At 34.6% G+C, this 22,575-nt stretch carries 18 protein-coding genes; 14 read left to right on the forward strand and 4 right to left on the reverse strand.

Annotated features, from left to right (window positions below; all coding sequences use genetic code 11):
* The first annotated feature begins 63 nt into the window (after positions 1-63).
* Together FS802_RS27945 and dbpA are read left to right on the forward strand one after the other, a co-directional pair.
* Positions 64-1,095, forward strand: a complete 1,032-nt coding sequence (locus FS802_RS27945) for an acyltransferase (protein WP_000827021.1) — start codon at positions 64-66, stop codon at positions 1,093-1,095.
* A gap of 188 nt (positions 1,096-1,283) precedes the next feature.
* On the forward strand, positions 1,284-2,729 hold the full coding sequence (gene dbpA, locus FS802_RS27950) for an ATP-dependent RNA helicase DbpA (protein WP_098653632.1): 1,446 nt from the start codon (positions 1,284-1,286) through the stop codon (positions 2,727-2,729).
* A 42-nt stretch (positions 2,730-2,771) separates the two neighbouring features.
* On the opposite strand, the gene FS802_RS27955 is transcribed toward dbpA, so the two are convergent.
* On the reverse strand, positions 2,772-3,332 hold the full coding sequence (locus FS802_RS27955) for a DUF1836 domain-containing protein (RefSeq protein WP_048560493.1): 561 nt from the start codon (positions 3,330-3,332) through the stop codon (positions 2,772-2,774).
* A 164-nt stretch (positions 3,333-3,496) separates the two neighbouring features.
* Here FS802_RS27955 and trhA point away from each other — a divergent pair, with 164 nt between their 5' ends.
* The 4 genes from trhA (at position 3,497) to FS802_RS27975 (ending at position 7,431) form a co-directional block, all read left to right on the forward strand.
* Complete coding sequence (trhA, locus tag FS802_RS27960) at positions 3,497-4,144, forward strand: PAQR family membrane homeostasis protein TrhA (protein ID WP_098202029.1); 648 nt, start codon at positions 3,497-3,499, stop codon at positions 4,142-4,144.
* Positions 4,145-4,367: 223 nt separating this feature from the next.
* Positions 4,368-5,384: a UDP-glucose 4-epimerase GalE gene (galE, locus tag FS802_RS27965; protein ID WP_098708166.1), complete on the forward strand. Its 1,017-nt coding sequence runs from the start codon at positions 4,368-4,370 to the stop codon at positions 5,382-5,384.
* 469 nt (positions 5,385-5,853) lie between these two features.
* Positions 5,854-6,444: an AmiS/UreI family transporter gene (locus FS802_RS27970; protein ID WP_098708165.1), complete on the forward strand. Its 591-nt coding sequence runs from the start codon at positions 5,854-5,856 to the stop codon at positions 6,442-6,444.
* A 99-nt stretch (positions 6,445-6,543) separates the two neighbouring features.
* Positions 6,544-7,431, forward strand: a complete 888-nt coding sequence (locus FS802_RS27975; protein WP_050552136.1) for an NAD-dependent epimerase/dehydratase family protein — start codon at positions 6,544-6,546, stop codon at positions 7,429-7,431.
* An 88-nt stretch (positions 7,432-7,519) separates the two neighbouring features.
* Here the strand turns inward: FS802_RS27975 and sodA are convergent, their stop codons facing one another.
* Positions 7,520-8,146 (reverse strand): superoxide dismutase [Mn], encoded by a 627-nt coding sequence (gene sodA / locus FS802_RS27980; RefSeq protein ID WP_098720532.1) that lies wholly within the window; start codon positions 8,144-8,146, stop codon positions 7,520-7,522.
* Between the two features lie 217 nt (positions 8,147-8,363).
* Here sodA and FS802_RS27990 point away from each other — a divergent pair, with 217 nt between their 5' ends.
* Both FS802_RS27990 and FS802_RS27995 read left to right on the forward strand, forming a co-directional pair.
* Positions 8,364-9,434, forward strand: coding sequence for a nitric oxide synthase oxygenase (locus tag FS802_RS27990; RefSeq protein ID WP_098708163.1), 1,071 nt, complete (start codon positions 8,364-8,366; stop codon positions 9,432-9,434).
* Between the two features lie 360 nt (positions 9,435-9,794).
* Positions 9,795-11,363, forward strand: coding sequence for a BCCT family transporter (locus FS802_RS27995; protein ID WP_098708162.1), 1,569 nt, complete (start codon positions 9,795-9,797; stop codon positions 11,361-11,363).
* Between the two features lie 119 nt (positions 11,364-11,482).
* Here the strand turns inward: FS802_RS27995 and FS802_RS28000 are convergent, their stop codons facing one another.
* Positions 11,483-12,781, reverse strand: a complete 1,299-nt coding sequence (locus FS802_RS28000; RefSeq protein ID WP_048560485.1) for an MFS transporter — start codon at positions 12,779-12,781, stop codon at positions 11,483-11,485.
* A 328-nt stretch (positions 12,782-13,109) separates the two neighbouring features.
* Between FS802_RS28000 and lytS the strand changes: the two genes are divergently transcribed.
* The 6 genes from lytS (at position 13,110) to msrB (ending at position 19,317) form a co-directional block, all read left to right on the forward strand.
* Positions 13,110-14,879 carry a two-component system sensor histidine kinase LytS gene (lytS, locus tag FS802_RS28005; RefSeq protein WP_098653638.1) on the forward strand — a complete coding sequence of 590 codons (1,770 nt, stop codon included), beginning with the start codon at positions 13,110-13,112 and terminating at the stop codon, positions 14,877-14,879.
* Positions 14,857-15,597, forward strand: coding sequence for a LytR/AlgR family response regulator transcription factor (locus tag FS802_RS28010; protein WP_048560483.1), 741 nt, complete (start codon positions 14,857-14,859; stop codon positions 15,595-15,597). Before lytS ends, FS802_RS28010 begins: the two co-directional genes overlap by 23 nt.
* A gap of 133 nt (positions 15,598-15,730) precedes the next feature.
* Entirely contained in the window at positions 15,731-16,162 is a 432-nt protein-coding gene (gene lrgA, locus FS802_RS28015) for an antiholin-like murein hydrolase modulator LrgA (protein WP_000104908.1), read from the forward strand.
* Between the two features lie 34 nt (positions 16,163-16,196).
* Positions 16,197-16,889, forward strand: coding sequence for an antiholin-like protein LrgB (gene lrgB / locus FS802_RS28020; protein WP_000168869.1), 693 nt, complete (start codon positions 16,197-16,199; stop codon positions 16,887-16,889).
* Positions 16,890-17,216: 327 nt separating this feature from the next.
* The gene (locus tag FS802_RS28025) at positions 17,217-18,260 is read left to right on the forward strand and encodes an AI-2E family transporter (protein WP_001165997.1); all 1,044 of its coding nucleotides are present in this window, start codon (positions 17,217-17,219) and stop codon (positions 18,258-18,260) included.
* A gap of 91 nt (positions 18,261-18,351) precedes the next feature.
* Positions 18,352-19,317, forward strand: a complete 966-nt coding sequence (gene msrB / locus FS802_RS28030; RefSeq protein ID WP_098708161.1) for a peptide-methionine (R)-S-oxide reductase MsrB — start codon at positions 18,352-18,354, stop codon at positions 19,315-19,317.
* Between the two features lie 25 nt (positions 19,318-19,342).
* Here the strand turns inward: msrB and FS802_RS28035 are convergent, their stop codons facing one another.
* Positions 19,343-22,459 carry an efflux RND transporter permease subunit gene (locus tag FS802_RS28035; protein WP_098653640.1) on the reverse strand — a complete coding sequence of 1,039 codons (3,117 nt, stop codon included), beginning with the start codon at positions 22,457-22,459 and terminating at the stop codon, positions 19,343-19,345.
* Positions 22,460-22,575: the final 116 nt, after the last annotated feature.

Raw genomic sequence — 22,575 nt, forward strand, 5'->3', positions numbered from 1 at the left:
TATTTGATGTAAAATTATGTTTGGAAAAGAAAAGTTAAATAGGTAAATTTAGGAGGGCTGTTAATGAAGCGCTTAGTATATATGGATTGGTTGCGTGTATTAGCAACAATCGCAGTGGTTACAATTCATGTTTCTGCTGGTTATGCTTCTATGTTAGATGCAAATAATGTATCACGCTGGATGGCTGGTAATCTATTTGAATCGATTTCACGTGCGAGTGTGCCGATTTTTGTAATGATTAGTGGAGCTTTATTGTTAAAAGGAACGAAAGATATTTCAGTTGGGGAATTTTTACAGAAGCGTGCAAGTAAAGTAATTATACCTTTTGTAGCTTGGAGTGCTATATTTTATGCATATGGAGCATATGCAGGATATTTCCCGGCATCTTTAAAGCAAGGGATAAAGCACTTTTTAACGGATACAATTGGGGGACATTTATGGTTCTTATACATGATTGTAGGTATATATTTAATTACACCTTTACTGAAAATCTTTGTGAAGAACGCTAAAAAAAGAGAGATAGAATACTTTTTAATTTTATGGCTATATGCGTCTGTTGTAGTCAATTTAGTTAAATATTATTATCCTATCAACTTTAATATTGAATTATTTTACGTTACAAATTATGTAGGGTATTTCTTACTTGGTTATTACTTATCCAATTACGATATTACGAAAAAGTGGAGAAATATTTCTTACATTGGAGGACTTGTAGGATTTATTAGTACATTCTTTATTACATATTACTATACAGTAAAAGCAAATGGACAGTTAGAGCAGTTTTGGTACGGATATTTTGCGCCAGGCGTTGTACTGATGGCGATTGGATTATTTGTATTTTTCAAATATGCTTTCCAAAAATCAGAACGAGAATTACCATTGTTATTCCGTTTTATAAATCAAGCAAGTCTTGGAATCTATATTCTTCACTTCTTCTTATTAAATAACTTGTTGTACATGGTTTTCCCTAAGGTAAATGAGCGTGTACATGCAATATTGGCAATACCTATTAATGTAACGATTACAATTGTTCTTAGTCTGGTAATTACGTTAGTATTGCAAAGAATACCAGTTGTGAAAAAATTAGTTCCGTAAAAAATGAATACAGTATAGATAGGGCAGACTTATTATTAAGGCTGCCTTTTCCTATTTTAAAATTATACTTAGATAAATTTAGGTTTAAACGAATTAAAAACAGTGGATTAATATAGTATCTTACTATAGTCTAAAGTGAGGTATGAAGAACAGAATAAGTTAAATATAAAATTAAATGAGGTTAATATATGAGTAAAAAAAGCTTTAGTAATTATGCATTAAGTAAAGAAGTAAGACGAGCACTTACTGGTTTAGGATATGAGCATCCGACAGAAGTGCAAGGAGAGGTTATTCCAGTTGCATTGCAAAAGAAGGATCTTGTTGTAAAGTCGCAAACGGGAAGTGGGAAAACGGCTTCGTTCGGTATACCACTTTGTGAAATGGTAGAGTGGGAAGAGAATAAACCACAAGCATTAGTTTTAACACCAACGAGGGAACTTGCTGTTCAAGTGAAAGAAGATATTACGAATATAGGGCGATTCAAAAGAATTAAAGCTGCTGCAATTTATGGTAAATCTCCTTTTGCACGTCAAAAATTAGAGTTAAAGCAAAAGACGCATATTGTAGTGGGGACCCCAGGACGTGTGTTGGATCATATTGAAAAAGGGACCCTTTCTTTAGAGCGATTGAAATATTTAGTGATTGATGAAGCAGATGAAATGCTAAATATGGGCTTTATCGATCAAGTAGAGGCAATTATTGATGAATTACCTACAAAAAGAATGACAATGCTATTTTCAGCAACCCTACCGGAAGATGTTGAAAAGTTATCTCGTACATATATGAATGCACCAACTCATATTGAAATTAAAGCAGCTGGGATTACAACAGATAAAATTGAACATACCCTTTTTGAAGTTAGGGAAGAAGAGAAGCTTTCACTTCTTAAGGATGTAACTATGATTGAAAATCCCGACAGTTGCATTATTTTTTGTCGTACACAAGAAAACGTAGACCATGTATATAGACAGCTAAAACGAGTTAATTATCCTTGTGACAAAATACACGGTGGTATGGTACAGGAAGATCGTTTTGAAGTTATGGATGATTTTAGAAAAGGAAAGTTCCGTTATTTAGTAGCAACTGATGTAGCTGCGAGAGGAATTGATATTGATAATATTACACATGTTATTAATTACGATATTCCATTAGAAAAAGAAAGCTATGTGCACCGTACTGGAAGGACGGGACGAGCTGGTAATAATGGAAAAGCTATTACATTTATAACGCCTTATGAAAATAGATTTTTAGAAGAGATTGAGGAATATATCGGATTTGAAATTCCAAAGGAACTGGCACCTTCAAAAGAAGAGGTTATAAAAGGGAAAGTAGCATTTGAAGAAAAGATATATGCTAAACCAATTATAAAGAAAGATAAAAATGCAGACCTAAACAAAGGAATTATGAAATTGTACTTTAATGGCGGAAAGAAAAAGAAAATTAGGGCGGTAGATTTCGTTGGTACAATTGCTAAAATTCAAGGTGTTTCTGCTGATGATATAGGTATTATTACAATACAAGATAATGTTTCGTATGTTGAAATATTAAACGGAAAAGGACCACTTGTTTTAAAGGTTATGAGAAATACAACGATAAAAGGTAAACAATTAAAAGTTCATGAGGCAATTAAGTAAACAAAAAAACTATCCACCTGTTATAGTGGATAGTTTTTTTGTTTAAGATTCTTTTAAATCATCAATCAACTTCTCAGCTAAGCGCCTATACATATTACTCATCGACACAAATGATGTTAGTAATAAAAATTTCTCTAGATTCGGATCTTCTAAGGAAGAAATTTCACTTACTTCTGAAACACGGTTATTTACGTCTTGTGTAAAGCTTTCGACGTTGTTTTCGGTAAGAGAAAGATAATCTTTATATAGTGTATTTAATTCGAATGAATCATCACTTAATAAGGATTCATTTATATTTTCTAAGGAGCTTTTTATGTCATTAATGGAAAGGGCTCCTTTTAATTGATAAATTAAGCTGATTAAAATCATATGCTCTTTTGAGTATTTTTTATTTTTGATTGGAATAAACAGTTTCCCTTTTGCGTAATTGTTAATCATTGTTTTTGTTAATACTTTTTCATCATCGGTTCTTGTTGTATCCGCATAAGTATTTTCAAATAATTGGACAACCTGGTCTACATACAAGTCGACATTTGGAATATCCTCAAGCGTAATATTTTTTTCTAAATGTAATGTTTCAAGCAGTTTATTTATATTTTCCACGTAGAACCCCTCACTTTTATAACTTAGTGGAGCATAATGTTTAGTTTATCTCTAAATATGGTATTACGAAACAAATGAATTGTAAATGTTGACCTCTAATAATAATGCGTATATAATTACATGTAGTTATTAAAACTACATGTAATTATATGAGGGGTGTATATATGAATGCCTATGTAAGAGAACCGGTTAATGCTTTTACCCATTTGGGAGGAGCTGTATTATCATTTATTGCATTATTAGCTATGCTTATAAAAGTTTCTATTAAGATGCCATCTTTTGCGGCAATTACAGCAGTTATTTTGTTTGGCATCGGAATGATGGTTCTGTATACAGCATCAGCTGTATATCATAGTGTTGTAGCCAGTGAACGTGTTATTTATTTCTTTCGGAAGCTTGATCACTCTATGATTTTTATATTGATTGCAGGTACATATGCACCATTTTGTTTAATTACATTACATTCCGCAAACGGTTTATTATTATTTTGTTTAGTTTATGCAACTGCCATTTGTGGTATTGTTTTTAAAATGTTTTGGTTTAGTTGCCCGAGATGGTTATCAACAGCAATTTATATTACAATGGGCTGGTTAATTGTTCTGTTCTTTGCACCGTTAGCTGCTAACTTAAGTGCAGGAGGTATCGTGCTTCTAGTGCTTGGAGGCATTCTGTATACAATCGGTGGATTTATTTATGGAACAAAGCCAAAATGGTTAGAGTTTAAACATATGGGGCATCATGAAATTTTTCACGTGTTCGTGTTATTGGGAAGCCTTGCCCACTTTTTAAGTGTATATTGCTACGTAATTTAACAAGATGAAATTTCCGAGTGATTTTTATTTTTCTTGATTAATAAATAAAGATATAGACACATATGTATGTTAAAGAGTTGTATAACGTAAAGGTTATGCGGCTCTTTTTTTATGAATAATAATTAAAAATAAATTTTTAAAATTATCAGTCTTTTTATGGTAGGATAGATATGTATTGAGGTTATAAAATTTTATAATTAATAATTAGTGGGGGACTATATATATGGCGATACTTATAACGGGTGGAGCAGGATATATTGGTAGTCATACGTGTATAGAATTATTAAATAATAATTATAAAATTATAGTCGTAGATAATCTTTCAAATAGTTCAATCGAGTCTTTAAACCGAGTAAAAGAGATAACAGGAAAACAATTCGAATTTTATAAAGAAAGTGTTTTAAATCGTGAAAAAATGAATGAGATTTTTTTGAGAAATAACATTGAAGCGGTTATACATTTTGCTGGATTTAAAGCGGTGGGGGAATCAACTACAATTCCTCTTACATATTATTATAATAATATAATAAGTACGATCATACTATGTGATGTGATGCAGAAACATAATGTTAAAAAATTTATTTTTAGTTCATCTGCAACTGTATATGGAATTCCAAAAACGTCACCAATTACAGAAGAATTTCCACTAAGTGTGACAAATCCATATGGGCAAACAAAATTAATGATTGAGCAAATTATGCGTGATGTGGCAAAAGCTGATGATGAATGGAGTATTGCGTTACTTCGTTATTTCAATCCCTTCGGAGCACATAAAAGTGGCCGTATTGGAGAAGATCCAAATGGGATTCCGAATAATTTAATGCCATATGTAACGCAGGTGGCGGTAGGTAAGTTAAAGGAGCTAAATATATTCGGAAACGATTATCCAACGAAAGATGGGACAGGTGTCCGTGATTATATTCACGTTGTTGACCTTGCAAAAGGACATGTAAAGGCACTTGAGAAAGTACTTGAGACGAAAGGAATAGAGGCATATAATCTTGGCACAGGTAAAGGGTATAGTGTGTTGGAGATGATAAAGGCTTTTGAGGAGGTTTCAGGTAGAAAAATACCTTATAAAGTGATAGGGCGTCGTCCTGGTGATGTAGCAGTATGTTTTGCTGATGTATCTAAAGCGAAACGAGAATTAGGATGGGAAGCAGAATATGGATTAGAAGAGATGTGTGTAGATTCTTGGAGATGGCAGGTAAATAATAAAAATGGCTATCAAATGATTTAAGGTAGTTAGTAAAGCATTCTCTTATTATTTTGTAGGATATGTTATGTATATAATAAATTGTATTCTTTATTATGTTGCTTTGGGTCAGTAATATGTTTAATTTAGGAAAGAGAATGTAATAAAATATTACTGACCATAGCATTTGAATAGCAACCGGTTCTATTGAAAAGTATTCCAATACTTGTATCCTTGTTAAAGTGCGTTTATAATCAAATAATCTTATTAGCTTTTTGCTTGAATTACGTATTATTGAAAGCGTTTTTATTGCGTGATATATTTTGATTGAAATCATTACTGTATGACATGTATAAAAAGGGTTTTTCTATTGTTTTTTAAGGTAGGAAGTCTGACTTATTTTCGAAAAAACTTTGTATGTAGTTGTAAGTAAGAAGGAGAATAAGGAATAATATAATTTTTACAAGACGGGGAGGGTACAGTGTGAAAATGTAAGGTTTTCACATGAGGATATATGGGGTATGTAGGATTATTACTTTCGGGTGCATCTTTATTTTTAAATAGTCTTGTTATATTAGGGAAAGCAGAGATGAAAAGTGCGGGTGTTTTTAATTTATTTGTAGGTGCACTACAAATTATTATTCCGTTCTATCTGATCATGATTTCTGACCAAAGCAATTGGACAGTGTATTCATATGCAGCTACTTTCTTATTTGGATTAACCTATTTATATGTAGGTGTTACCTTTATAAAAGGAATGGATAGTAGCGGTTTAGGTTGGTTTTGTATGTGGGTAGCAATTATTGCTTTATTCTATATGGTTGTTTCATTTGTTCAATTTCACGATGTTGTTAATGCATTAACGTGGTTTATGTGGGCATTACTTTGGTATTTATTCTTTGTATTAAATACACAAAAGAAGAATATCAATCAATATCTTGGAAGAATTGCCTTCGTACAATCATGGGTAACATTGACGTTGCCTTCACTCTTTTATTTTATGGGAGTATGGGGAGAGGGATTCGTATATGAACTATGGGTTTATGTATCCGTAATTTCTATTTTATACTTCTGTTATTGTATTTATAAATATCGAGTACGTTAATATATTTTCTGCAGAAAAGCATGGAATCGTTAAACGAATTCCATGCTTTTTATATATGAGCAGTTATAATAGAGAGGTATTATTTTACATTTTATCAAAATGGGGATGATGAAGTTGAAAAAAGTATTGGTGCTAGGGGGAACAAGATTTTTTGGTAAACATTTAGTAGAAGCACTTTTGCAAGATGGACACGATGTAACGATTGCGACGAGAGGGATTACAGAAGATCCTTTTGGAAGTGCAGTAAAAAGGCTGATTGTCGATAGAGAAGACGAAAAACAACTTGCAGAGCGTCTAGAAGATAAAAGTTATGATATCGTATACGATAATTTATGCTATAGCTCGAATGCAGCGAAGGTAATATGTGTGGTGTTACGAGGAAAAACGAAGAAATACGTTATGACATCTTCAATGGCTGTTTACGAGCCAGCGATAGGATTGTTAGAAGAGAACTTTAATCCGTATGAGTATGCTATTACGTATGGGGATAGGAAGGATTTTAATTATGGTGAAGGCAAGCGATTAGCTGAAGCTGCTGTATTTCAACACGCAACATTTCCAGTTGTTGCAGTACGTTTTCCAGTTGTTATTGGAGAAAACGATTATACGAAAAGGTTACAATTTTACGTTGAACATATTGTGAAGCAAGAGCCTGTCGCGGTGAAGCATTTAGATGGAGAGTTGTCATTTATACATGAGAAAGAAGCAGGAGAATTTTTAGCTTGGTGCGGAATGAAGGACATAAAAGGGCCAATTAATGCTTGTAGCAACGGGGTAGTTTCTACTAGCGAAGTTATTCATTTCATAGAAGAAAGTACGGGAATAAAAGCACTCGTTCAAGAAGTAGGAGATAATGTAGCGCCTTATAATGAAGTGATTAATTGCACATTACATAATGGAAAAGCTAGTGAATTAGGATTCCCGTTCCGAGAGGTGAAAATAGACATAGAGCAAGTATTACGTTATTACATACATGCAATGGAATAATCATAAATCCCCCGGTGGCAATCCGGGGGATTCTGGAGGATTTCGACAATACTAATTTTACATTACCAAACTTACCTTATACGCACGACTAATGTTTTTGTGATTGAATTGCTTGTAAATACTTTTCATTTACTTGGTCCCAGTTCACCGTATGCCACCAATTGGTAACAAATTCTGGACGCCGATTTTGATACTTTAAATAATAGGCGTGTTCCCATACATCGATGACGAGTAATGGAATTTTACCTTTTTGCAAAGGTGTATCTTGATTGGGTGTACTCATAACGGAAAGTTCCTCACCGTCCAGAACAAGCCATCCATAGCCACTTCCAAAACGACTAATAGCTGCTTTGGAAAGTTGATCTTTTAAGTTGTCAAGGGTATTGAAATAATAATCAATTACTTTTGCAACGTCTCCATTAGGCTCACCGCCACCTCGCGGGCTCATTAATTCCCAAAAAAGACTATGACAATAATGTCCACTACCGTTATTTCTGACAGCTGTAACAATTTCTTTTGGTAAAGTTTCTAAATTACATAGTGACTCTTCTAAAGATTTATTATGTAATTCCGTATAGTTTTCTAAAGCGGCATTCAAGTTATTTACGTATGTCGCATGGTGCTTTCCATGATGAATAGAAAGCGTGTTGCTATCGATATATGGCTCTAGTTCATCATAGTCATATGAAAGCTTTGGCAATTGAAATGAAGACATAACATTCCCTCCTTTCTCATTAAAAAGTTGGTCTAGGTAAAAATAATTTATCTGAGTCAAAAATACACCTATTTTTTATACAAGTCAATAGTAATCTCTTTAATTTTCTGAAAAATATTACAATAAAAGTAACACTTCGACTTTCATTTGTGACTCTTATTCTTTTTGCTTATACTGTAAAGTAGTAACGTTTTGTTGAAATAGAAGGAGATCGTTTATGAGTAAAACGAAACAATTAATAGAGGAAGCGAGTCATTTTATTACGGTTTGCTATAAAGAGCTTAATAAAGAACAATTCATAGAAGAGAGAATAAAAGAAATTCAAGTTGAGATAGAGAAGACGGGGACGTATGAGCATACATTTGAAGAACTTGTTCATGGATCAAGAATGGCATGGCGTAATAGTAATCGATGTATCGGAAGACTATTTTGGAGTAAGATGCACATATTAGATGCACGTGAAGTAAATGATGAGGAAGGTGTATACAATGCATTAATTCATCATATTAAATATGCAACGAACGATGGGAAAGTTAAACCGACAATTACAATTTTTAAGCAATATCAAGGTGAAGAAAATAATATACGAATTTATAATCACCAATTGATTCGGTATGCAGGATATAAAACAGAAATGGGAGTGATTGGTGACTCTCATTCCACTTCGTTTACGGATTTTTGTCAGGAACTTGGCTGGCAAGGAGAAGGTACGAATTTCGATGTATTGCCACTTGTTTTTTCTATAAACGGGAAGGCACCTATATATAAAGAAATTCCAAGAGAAGAAGTAAAAGAAGTGCCAATTGAACACCCAGAATACAAGATTTCGTCACTTGGAGCAAAATGGTATGGGGTTCCAATGATTTCAGATATGCGCTTAGAAATTGGCGGTATTTCTTATACGGCAGCCCCGTTCAATGGATGGTATATGGGAACGGAGATTGGGGCTCGTAACTTAGCGGATCATGATCGCTATAATTTACTTCCGGCTGTTGCGGAGGTGATGAAGCTTGATACATCGAGAAACGGTACGTTGTGGAAAGACAAGGCACTAATTGAGTTGAATATTGCCGTATTACATTCCTTCAAAAAACAAGGAGTTAGTATTGTGGATCACCATACAGCTGCACAACAATTTCAACAATTTGAGAAGCAAGAAGCAGCGTGTGGGCGGGTTGTAACAGGCAATTGGGTGTGGCTCATTCCACCGTTATCTCCAGCTACTACTCATATTTATCATAAACCGTATCCGAATGAAATTTTGAAGCCAAATTTCTTTCATAAATAATATTTAGTATAGTTTTTTTGTGCAAATTATAATTTTTTTAATTACTGTTACGTAGCAAATGGAAGCCTTTACTCTCGGTTATTTTTGGAAGGAGCTTTTTGAACCAAGGAGTTCCTTATGTTATAATCAAATTTCTGTTTCGAAGACCTTATAGAAATATAAGGTCTTTTGTTTTGCTTTTTTATGTAATAGGAATAGAAATTTTCTTTTAAATAAGGGATTTAGCATATTTTTAGGGACAACATAAGTGTGTAGAAAATCGATGAATTATTATGCTTATATAATCATTATGTTTTGGGTGTAAACAATAAAACATAATAAAGTTGTTTTTTTAGATTGCTGAGGAAGGAGGAAGTGTAAATGAGAATGAAGAGTCGAAAAACAGATTGGCCTGTATTTCTTATTAGTGGTGGCTCACTTTTATTATTTGTAATTGCAGTTATTTTAAATAAAAGTTACGTAGAGGGAGTCATTAATAGAAGTTTTGCAGCTTCGATTAAATATTTTGGTGCCTTTTGGCAGGTTTTATTAATTGGTACATTTATTGTGGCAATGTGTATGGCGTTTTCAAAATATGGGAGAGTTAAACTTGGGGGGCTAGAAAAACCTGAGATTAGTACGACAAAATGGCTCGCTATTATTATGTCTACATTACTTGCCGGAGGTGGCGTTTTTTGGGCAGCTGCAGAGCCGATGTACCATTTGATGACGGTGCCACCAATACATGAGGGTATAACTGCTGGAACGAAAGAAGCAGTAATGCCTGCTTTAGCACAAAGTTATATGCACTGGGGTTTCCTCGCTTGGACGATTTTAGGAACAATTAGTGCGGTAGTTATGATGTACGGACATTATCATAAAGGTATGCCGTTAAAACCTCGAACGCTTTTATATCCTATTTTTGGAGAGAAATTGCGAAAGAGTTGGCTTGGAACAATGATCGATGTGTTTGCCATTATTGCGGTAGCTGCAGGGACAATTGGTCCAATTGGATTTTTAGGACTACAAGCAAGTTATGGGTTACAAGCATTGTTTAACATTCCTGATGTGTTTACTACTCAATTAGCTATTATTGTTTGTGTAGTAGCTGTTTCTACTATATCTGCGGTAACAGGAATTGATAAAGGGATTCAAATTATAAGTAATTTAAATGTTAGGTTAGCAGTTTTATTAATGGTATTCGTATTACTGTTTGGACCAGGTGGATTTATTATTGATTCATTTGTTTCTTCGTTTGGATTTTATATAAATGAATTTATTCCAATGAGCACATATCGTGGTGATACGGCTTGGTTAGGATCGTGGACAATCTTTTTCTGGGGATGGTTTATTGGATACGGACCGATGATGGCAATTTTAGTGAGCCGAATTTCAAGAGGAAGAACAATCCGAGAAATCATCGTTGCAATTGGAATTATTGCACCTATTATTACAACGTTTTGGTTTACTATACTAGGGGGATCAGGTGTGTTTTATGAGTTAATGAATCCTGGTTCTATCTCGGTGGCATTAAGTGAATCTGGTATGCCAGCGGCTATGATTGCAATTACAGAGCAACTGCCACTATCTAATATTATTGGACCTGCATTTCTTTTATTAACAATTTTATTTGTAGTGACAACAGGAGATTCAATGGCTTATTCGATTTCAATGGCAGTGACTGGAGATGGAGATCCTAGAATTAGTTTGCGAGTTTTTTGGTCGCTTATTATGGGCGCAGTTGCGGCGATTCTTTTATATATGGGTGAGGGAAGTATTAACGCCTTACAATCCTTCATTGTAGTGACGGCTGTTCCGGTATCTATTCTGTTATTCCCAATGCTATGGCTAGCGCCTAAAGTCGCAGGGGAATTAGCGTTAAAACAAGGTATTGTAAAAGAAGAAGATAAAACTAGCTTCTTGTTCCAAAAAGCTAGTAAATCAAAATAAATAATTGTATTTATATAAGAAGAGGAAGCATTTCATTTGAGATGCTTCCTCTTTGCTATTTATCCAAATACTTTTCCTTAGGGGACAGTATTTGGATAAACATTTCGTACAGTTTCAATCTATTCTAATACTTTATCTTTCGTCTCTGGGACACATAATAGCATTGTAACTAAACCGATTGGATAGATAATGAAGATGAGAGATAGTGCTCCCATTAAGTTACCACCTGTAGCAAGTAATCCGATAATAACAGGTCCAAATCCAGCTAACCCACGTCCTGTACCGAAAATAAAGTTCTCTGCTGTCGATCGAGCTTCAGCAGGATAGTTTTCAGCTAAAACTGCTCCGAATCCTCCCATCATGCCATTTGCAAAGAATCCCAGCAATGCACTTCCCCATAACAATAATGTTGAGTCTGTGAATAAGAAGAAGTAAATGAGACAGTATATAGTACCACCGACATAATAGATTGTAAAAGTTTTACGGCGGCCAATTTTATCGGCTAGAATACCAAACGTTGCAATTCCAATTAGCATGCCGATCGTAGAGATGAACATCCAACCGCTCGCTTTTGCTAATGTGTAGTTATATTTATTCGCTAAAATAGTTGGCATCCATGTGAAAATTCCATAATATCCGAAGTTCTGGATAAATGACATAATAATAAGACCAATGGTTGTTATCGTTACTTTTTTATTGGCAAATAACTTTCGAAGTGGAAACTTTTTCATTTGCTTTAGTTGTTCTGCCTCAGTAGTTGTTAAATTACCTTCAGCTTCTTTTTGTAACAACTCTTTTTTGTATCGTTGTTTTTGTTCCCATATTTTCGGTTCACTTAAACTTTTGCGTACATAGACAGCTAGTAGAGCGGGAATGAGCCCAAATAAGAAAACAGCTCTCCATCCGAAATGCGGGACGATAAATGCTGGAAGGAGTGAAGCGACTAGTACGCCAAATTGCCATCCAAGTGCAACAACGGATGTCGCCTTAGCGCGCATTTCTTTAGACCATGTTTCAGTTACGATGGCCATCCCAATCCCGAATTCACCACCAACTCCCATTCCAACTAAAAAGCGAAGAATTAATAATTGCCAATAATCTGTTGCGAAATAAATAAGTGCTGTTGCTAGTGAGAATAGTAAGATTGTGAAGGCCATCGTACGGATACGCCCAAATAAATCAGCAATAAATCCAAATAAATAAGACCCAATTAGCATTCCTATTGTGGTAGCTAATGTTAAGTTTCCACCTTCAACAGGGCTTAAATGAAATTCTTTTAAAATGTAGACGAGTACGAAAGATAAGAGCAACATATCTAAACCTTCTGCTGCATATCCTAGCGCAGAACCAAACAATGTTTTATATCTTTTCTCCTTCGTTTCCTCTGTTGTTGATTGTACATCGGTAGTGACGTTCATCATTACTCCTCCTTATTTTCTTCTACAGTCGCTATGGAAGAATAACAAAAGGCCTTCTCACCTGATATGATGAGAAGGCCAAAAAAGCATACGTATCCCTAAAAAAGACCATACGTATAGTATATTCCGACTTCCTTCTCAACCTCACGGGGTTGGGTTAAAGGACTGTATTATATTACTTTATTTTTAGCACTCTTCTGTTAGATTGTCAAATAAAGAGGGGATAGCTGTGTGTAAAATATTTCAAAAGATATTGTATTCTTCTTGACGCCCACTTCATTATTTTCCCATAATAAAACTAACTCATATAAAAAGGAATGAATCACAGATGCTAAATTTAGTACTTATGATGATTGAACGTGTCGGACTTATTGTTATTTTAGGATTTTTACTTTCTCATATTAAAACGTTCAGGCGCCTTCTTCATAGACAAGATGGGTATGTAGATAAGCTTAAGCTTATTTGTATTTTTTCAGTGTTTACAATTGTCAGCAATTACACAGGAATTGAAATTGCCGGGAATACAATTATGAAAGAAAATTGGCTACAAGGTGTTTCGTCATCTAGTACAATTGCGAATACACGTATTATGGGTGTTGGAATTAGTGGATTGCTTGGTGGTCCTATCGTCGGTATTGGAGTGGGATCGATTGCGGGTATTCACCGTTATATGCTTGGCGGGACGACAGCGCTCAGTTGTGCAATCTCATCAATTTTAGCAGGTGTTATAACGGGGTATATTGGATACATTTTCAAAAAATATAATCGTGTAATTACGCCTAAATTTTCAGCGGTTTTAAGTGTGTTTATCGTTTCTTTAGAAATGATTATGATCCTATTAATCGTAGAGGATGGAACTAGTATCGTGAAAACAATTGCGATACCAATGATACTTGTAAATAGTTTCGGGAGTTTTATTTTACTTTCTATGATACAAGCTATTTTGCGCCAGGAAGAAAATGCGAAAGCTTTACAAACGCATAAAGTATTACGAATTGCTGACAAAACATTACCATATTTTCGCCGCGGATTAACAGAGGATTCTTGTAAACATGTGGCACAAATTATTCACCGCTTTACGGGAACAGATGCGGTATCCTTAACAGATACAGAGAAAATATTAGCTCACGTTGGATTAGCATCAGATCACCATATTCCTTCACATAGTTTAATAACTGGTTTATCGAAAGAAGTATTGAACACAGGAAAAATAATGAAAGCGAAATCGCGTGAGGTTATTAATTGTCAACATGAAGGCTGCCCTTTGCAGGCGGCAATCGTTATTCCACTAACTTCACATGGAAATACAATTGGGACATTAAAATTATATTTTAAAAATTCTAGCCAGTTAAGTCGTGTGGAAGAGGAATTAGCAGAAGGGTTAGCAAAAATATTCTCTACACAACTTGAGTTAGGTGAAGCAGAGTTACAAAGTAAGTTATTGCAAGATGCCGAAATAAAAGCGTTACAAGCACAAATCAATCCGCATTTTTTATTTAATGCAATTAATACTGTATCGGCTTTATGCCGAACAGATGTAGAAAAAGCGAGAAAATTATTATTGCAGCTTAGCGTGTATTTTCGTTGTAATTTGCAAGGGGCACGCCAATTGCTTATTCCATTAGAACAAGAGTTAAATCATGTACATGCATATTTATCGTTAGAACAAGCGAGGTTTCCGAATAAGTATGAAGTGAAGATGTACATTGAGGAAGAGTTAAAGACGACCTTAGTTCCACCATTTGTACTGCAGCTATTAGTTGAAAATGCATTGCGCCATGCTTTTCCGAAAAAGCAGCCGGTGTGCGAAGTTGAAGTACATGTGTTTGAAAAAGAGGGGATGGTGCATTTTGAAGTCCAAGATAATGGACAAGGAATTGAGAGTGAACGTCTAGGACAATTAGGAAAAATGGTAGTTCCATCAAAGAAAGGGACTGGAACAGCTTTATATAATATTAATGAACGACTTATCGGGTTATTTGGGAAAGAGACAATGCTTCAAATTGAAAGTGAATTAGAGCAAGGGACAAAGTTCCTCTTTGTAATTCCGAAAAAAGTAGGGGAGGAAAAACGGAGTGTTAAAAGTATTAGTAGTTGATGATGAAATGTTAGCGCGTGATGAATTGAAATATTTATTAGAGCAAACGAAAGAAGTAGAGATAATTGGTGAGGCAGATTGTGTAGAGGATGCATTAGAAGAGCTAATGCAAAATAAACCAGATATTGTGTTCCTGGATATTCAGTTATCTGATGATAACGGATTTGAAATCGCAAATATATTAAAGAAGATGAAAAATCCACCTGCAATTGTGTTTGCTACGGCCTATGATCAATATGCGTTGCAAGCATTTGAAGTAGATGCGTTAGACTACATTTTAAAGCCATTTGATGAAGAACGTATCGTACAGACATTAAAGAAATATAAAAAGCAAAAACAAATAAAATTAGAAACGAAACAAGAAGTAAAGAGTGTAGACGTAACGACCGAGATGCATAAATTAGCATTACCAATTGAAGAATCGATTGTACTCGTGAATATTGAAGATATTATATATGTAGGACTTGTGGACGGAAAGGTGACAGTAAAAACGATGAGAGAAACATATGTAACACACGATACACTTGTAATTTTGGAAAAGAAGTTGCCGCAAGCAAGTTTTATGCGTGTCCATCGCAGTTTTATTGCAAATATTAATCATATTACAGAAATACAACCATGGTTCAATTCTACATATAATTTAATTATGAAAGAAGGATCAAAAGTACCTGTTAGCCGTACATATGCAAAAGAACTCAAAAAGCTACTTCGTATTTAAGAAGTAGCTTTTTGTATTTCGTCTGCCTATTTTTGTAACTAATTTTGTATATTTGACGTTTTGTTGTGTAAACGCTTACAATTTTGTTTTTATCTTATACAATAAAGGTACCAAATCGAAAGAGGTGGCCAAAATGAGTACGAAAAAAGTATATAGTTTCTTATCACAAGCATTCATATTTTCAGCTATTATGTTAGTTTCTAATATTATTGCAACACATTTACCAATTCCGATGCCTTCATCGGTGATCGGATTAGTTATTTTATTTAGCCTATTATGTTTAAAAGTTATTAAATTGGAACAAGTTGAATCGCTCGGAACGGCTTTAACAGGTATTATCGGATTCCTTTTCGTTCCATCAGGTATTTCGGTTATTAATTCTCTCGGCGTAATGGGACAATATTTTGTACAAATTTTAACTGTAATTGTTGTCGCAACAATTATTTTACTCGCTGTAACAGGATTATTTGCACAATTTATTTTAGGAAAAGACGATAAAGAAATAGAAGATACGAAAGAATTGAAAGTAGTAAATAAAGGACGCAAGCACGGAAAAGTTGCGTAACCAATTTAGTATATATTGTTAGGAGGGAATGAACATGGCAAGCACAATGACTCCATATTTCGGAATCGTCGTTTCATTAATCGCATACGGAATCGGAACATTATTATTTAAGCATTCAAAAGGATTCTTCTTATTCACACCATTATTCGTAGCGATGGTATTAGGGATTGTCTTTCTAAAAGTAGGTAACTTTACTTTTGAAGAATATAATACTGGCGGAAAAATGATTAGCTTCTTCTTAGAACCAGCAACAATCGCGTTTGCAATTCCATTATATAAACAAGTGGATAAGTTAAAAAAATATTGGTGGCAAATTTTATCGGCTATCGTGGTTGGATCTATTTGCTCAGTAATTGTCGTGTTCATTGTTGCAAAAGCAATTGGTCTAGATACAGCGGTAATGAATTCAATGTTACCACAAGCAGCAACAACAGCAATCGCGTTACCGATCTCTGAAAGTATTGGTGGTATACCAGCAATTACATCGTTTGCAGTTATTTTTAACGCGGTTATTGTATACGCATTAGGAGCATTATTCTTAAAAACATTTAGAGTAAAACATCCAATTGCAAAAGGTTTAGCACTTGGAACAGCAGGTCACGCATTAGGAGTGGCAGTAGGAATTGAAATGGGTGAAGTAGAGGCAGCTATGGCAAGTATTGCTGTAACAGTAGTGGGGGTTGTAACTGTTGTTGTCATACCAATGTTTATGCCATTCATTGGCTAGTAAAACTTACTTAAAAAATGAGAAAAGCAAGCTATTTGTAGGACAGATTTCTACTGATAGCTTGCTTTTTATGTTACAGTAGTGGTAAGACCTATTCTAATAAAATGTAAGTTTCCTTAAATCTTCATTAATACTGTGTAGAATACGTTTTGAATTAGGTCATTGTATTGTAAAATAAGAAGTAAGCTACTATAGGATCTGCTAAGAGAGATCTATAATAAGCTTATAAAAATCTTTATATGAATGAATAATTAAAGGTAGAGAAGAGAGAAAAAATCTACTTATTAACGTTTTACTTTATAGGACAGGAGAGAGTACTCGTCGATTATGCAAATAAAAAACCTGTTTCAAAGCAAAGGATTTCAGAGGTTTCTCGTATTAGTAATACTTGCTCTCGTGTTATACGGGCTGCAAAGTATGTTGAATTTAATTTTAATTACGTTTATTCTCACATATTTAATGGATCGATTCCAAAAGTTTATTTCTCGCAAATTAGATCATTTCATGCCTATTAACCGAAAAATTATTATAGCATTTCTATATGTAATGTTAATTGGTGGAATTGCTATTACGCTATTTAAATATTTACCAGTATTAACGATACAAATTTCACAATTGATTTATCAATTTAACGTATTTTTAAGAAACCCACCGGATAGTGAATTAATTAAGTATGCAGTTAATGCTGTCAATCATATGGAACTTTCGAAATATGTAGGACAAGGCGTTGACATTTTGTATAAATCGATTACGAATGTTGGGAAATTTGGCCTTCAAGTGTTACTTTCTTTAATTTTAAGTTTATTTTTCTTATTGGAGAAAGCTCGGATCGTTGCTTTTACTGCAAAATTTAAAGAAAGCCGACTTGCAATTTTCTATACTGAAATTGAGTACTTCGGTAAGAAATTTGCACGTTCATTTGGAAAAGTAATCGAAGCACAATTTTTAATTGCAGTTGTTAACTGTGTTTTATCCGTTATTGCACTATGGATATTAGGATTCCCGCAATTATTAGGTTTAGCGTTAATGATCTTCTTACTCGGTTTAATTCCAGTAGCTGGGGTTATCATTTCGTTATTCCCGCTTTGTATGATTGCTTACAATATTGGCGGTATTATGTACGTTGTTTATATTTTAATTATCGTAACAGTAATTCATGCGCTTGAAAGTTACGTGTTAAATCCGAAGTTCATGTCGCAAAAAACAAACTTACCGATTTTCTATACATTTATGGTATTAATCTTCTCAGAACACTTCTTAGGTGTATGGGGATTAATTATCGGTATTCCAATCTTCATTTTCTTATTAGATGTCTTAGATGTGACAAGTGATGAAATGGAGCATGAAGCCAGAAAAAATAAGGTGAAGTAAAGAAAAAGCATCGATGTTCGATGCTTTTTCTTTTATAACATGATGTTTTTTATGCCATACTGTAAGCAGAAGATAAAATAGGGGTGAAATAATGGCTGTAAATGAAAAGGTAGAGTTAGCTACATTTGCTGGAGGGTGCTTCTGGTGTATGGTTTCGCCATTTGAAGAGATGGAAGGAATTATAAAGGTTGTTTCTGGCTATACAGGTGGTCATAAAGAGAGTCCAACATATAAAGAAGTATGTTCAGAAACGACGGGACATTATGAAGCAGTACAAATTACATTTGATGCAAATAAAATGCCGTATGAAGAGTTATTAAATATATATTGGAGACAAATTGATCCGACTGATATAGGAGGACAATTTCACGATCGTGGACAGTCTTACGAAACAGTAATTTTTTATCACAATGAAGAACAACATAAAAAAGCAGAGGCTTCAAAAGAAGAGCTTGCAAAGAGTGGACGCTTTTCAAAACCAATTGCGACAAAAATATTACCAGCAGCTACGTTTTATCCAGCTGAAGACTATCACCAAGGATATCATAAGAAAAATACATTCCGCTATGAGTTATACCGTAAAGGATCGGGACGAGATGCTTTTATTAAACAACATTGGCAAAAAGATAATACTCATTTAAAAGAAAAACTCAATGAGATGCAGTTTTATGTAACACAGGAAAATGGAACTGAGCCACCCTTTCAAAATGAATATTGGAATCATAAAGAAGAAGGACTTTATGTAGATATCGTCTCAGGTGAACCATTATTTACTTCTTTAGATAAATTTGATAGCGGGTGTGGATGGCCTAGCTTTACGAAGCCAGTTATGTCAGCAAGTGTGAAAGAAAAAATGGATGTCAGTCATAATATGACGCGTACGGAAGTGAGAAGTAAAGAGGGAGATTCACATCTAGGCCATGTATTCCCGGATGGCCCAGGACCAAATGGTCTTCGTTACTGTATTAATTCCGCAGCCCTTCGATTTATCCGAAAAGAGGAATTAGAGAAAGAAGGATATGGTGATTTTTTAGTCGTATTTGGGAATAAAAAATAACCTCGCAATTAGCGAGGTTATTTTTTTATTTTACTTTTTTCTTTTTGAACTTGCTTAATACTTCATAAACGATTGGAACAATAAGAAGTGTTAATAGCGTTGAACTTGTTAATCCACCAATTACTGTTACACCAAGTCCTTTAGAAATTAAGCCGCTACCTTCAAATCCTAATGCAAGCGGGATAAGAGCCCCGATTGTTGCAATTGCAGTCATTAAAATAGGACGAAGGCGTGTTGCACCGGCTTCCAATAAGGCTTCACGTGTTGATAGCCCTTCATTTTCCTTATGAATAACGCGGTCGATAAGTACGATAGCGTTTGTTACAACGATACCGATTAACATAAGTGCACCAATCATTGCAGAGACACTTAACGTTTCACCAGAGATTAATAAGGCAACAAGAGCTCCGATAATTGTGAATGGTAGCGAGAATAAAATTGCGAATGGTGCAAGGGCACCGCCAAATGTAACTACAAGAACGAAGTATACAATGGCAATTGCAGCTAACATCGCTAAGCCAAGTTGCTTGAATGATTCTTCAATATCTTTTGTCACGCCGCCCATAGAAACATCTACGCCAGAAGGAAGATCCATTTTATCTACTTCTTTTTGAACAGCGGCAGATGCTTTTGAAACATCATCAGATGTTAGTTTTGCACTTACTTCCGCATAAACACGGCCATCGCGGTGTTTCACTGTATTCGAAGTTTCCCCTTCTTTTACAGTCATAACATCTTTCACAGCCACTTCAGTACCAAGTGGCGTTGTAATTTTACGATTTGTTAAGTCATCGATTGTTTCATAATTTTGTTTTTCAGCTTCGACATATACATTGATATCTTTACCGTCTTTTTTAATTGTTGTCAGAACAGGTCGATCATGTTGATTAGAAAGTCCCATTCCGATTTGTGCAGCCGTTAGACCCATTTTACTTAGTTTTTCCTGATCTGCGACTAAAGTATACTCTGCATACGTTTTTGCAATACTAGAGTCTATATCCTTTAAGTCTTTATTTTTCTTCATGATATTTTGAATATCTTTTACAATAGGTTTAATGTCTTCCGAGCTATCTCCGTAAACGTATAGTTTAATTTCATTACTACCGCCACTCGCTCCGAAGTCTTGGTTTTTCCATTCGCCTTTTCCAGACATCTTCTGTAAATCTTTAACGACTTGCTCTTTTTCTTTTTCGAAGTTTTTCGTGTCGTTATCATATTGCACGAAGAACATTGCTTGATTTGATTGACCAGGACTCATTGGGTTTTCGCCACCTAATGAGAATTGAATTGTTTTGACGTCTTTATTATCTTGGAAGTGCTTCTCAGCTTTCGTTGCAATTTTTTCAACGTCTTCTAACGTTTGACCTGGTTCAGGGTTGTACGTTGTAATGATCATTTTTTCTTCTTCAGATGGTAAGAAACTTACGCCGATAATTGGAACAAGTGCAAGACTACCAACTAATAGAAGGACAGCGATACTTGATGTAATGATTTTATGATTTAAAGCCCATGCAAGTATGCGTTTATACCAGTTTGCTAATTTACTTGGTTTTTCTTCATGATGTACTTCTTTTTCCCTCATGCTCTCTTTTTTAAATAAAGAGTGAGCTAACATCGGCACGATTGTAACAGCTACTAGTAACGATGCTAATAAAGCGAAGACGATAGTTAAGGCAAATGGTAAGAACATTTCACCAATCATACCTTTTACTAGTCCAAGCGGTAAGAATACAGCAATTGTTACAATGGTAGAAGACATAATTGGGATAAACATTTCCTTCGTAGCTTCACGAATTAAATCTTTTCCGCGCAGTTTCTCTTCTGATAACGACATTCGTCGGTAAATATTTTCAATAACAACAATGGAGTCATCAACAACGCGTCCAATAGCGACTGTCATTGCTCCAAGTGTCATAATGTTAAGCGTAATATCCATTTGCTTTATGACTAATACAGCAATTAATAAAGAAAGTGGTATGGAAACGACAGAGATTAATGTTGTTCGGATATTTCGTAGGAACAGCATAATAATAACAATCGCAAAGATAGCGCCAAAAATGGCTTTGCTCAGCATTGTTTCTACTGATTTCTCAATTGGTGCACCTTGGTCGAATGTTGAAATAATCTCTAAGTCTTTATATTTTTTCTCAAGGTCTTTTACTTTATCTTTCACTGCATTTACAACATCAACAGTATTCGCGTCAGCAGCTTTTACAATTTGAATTCCAATTGCTTCTTTTCCATTTGTTCGAGAAATAGATTCTGCTTTTCCGACTTCTTTAATGTCAGCAATTTCGTCTAATGTAACTGTTGGAATCCCGTTCATAGCCGCTGGATTCATTTGCGGTGTTTGTGTACCGGATCCAGCATTTTGACTACCTTGACCGCTCGGTGATGAAGGTATAGCCGGGATTTTTAATTCTTTTAATGCTTTCATTGTTGTAATATTTCCATCTACAACAACTGATTTTTCTGTGTCTTTAAATGTATATAAGCCAAGTGGTAAAGATACGTCCGATCCTTTAATTACATTTTTTACAGTATCTTCACTTAAACCTAATTCTTTCATCTTATCTTTCTTGAAGACAAGTTGTACTTCATCTACTTGTTGACCTGAAATTTGAACAGATGCAACACCATCAAGTCCTTTTAATCCTGGCACAACATTTTTTTCTACATTTTCAGTTAAGGTAGCTAAAGATTCATTTTTACTTGCTACGCTTAATGAAATAACAGGAAAGGCATTGAAGTTTACACGTGAAACTTTCGGGTCTTTTACACCTTCTGGCAATTTCACATTTGCGAGAGCTTCTTTAATTTCTGTTTCAGCCTTTTCCATATTTTTATCAAAATCATATTCTACCTGAATAGAAGATGCGTTTTGAAAAGATGATGAACTAACAACGTTTACACCACTTAAATTTTGCAGTTGCTCTTCCATCGGTTTTGAAACTTTGTCAGCTACTTCTTCTGGTGTAGCACCAGGATAAACCGTGGTTACCGTTACAATCGGTGTTGTAATATCAGGAATTGTTTCCAGCTTCATGTTCAGCCCAGAATAAATACCTGCAATGGTAACAATAATGGTTAGTAGCCAAACTGCGAACTTATTTTTTAACGAGAAATTAATGAATTTGTTCATGTTTGCGCTCCCTTTTGTATTGTATTGACCAACTGGTCAGTCTAATACATAATATAACTGACTGATTGGTCAGTCGTCAATGAAAAGGGATGGTATAATAAATTCATAATAAGATG

Source organism: Bacillus sp. DE0042 (assembly GCF_007680225.1).
Taxonomy (GTDB): Bacteria; Bacillota; Bacilli; order Bacillales; family Bacillaceae_G; genus Bacillus_A; species Bacillus_A wiedmannii.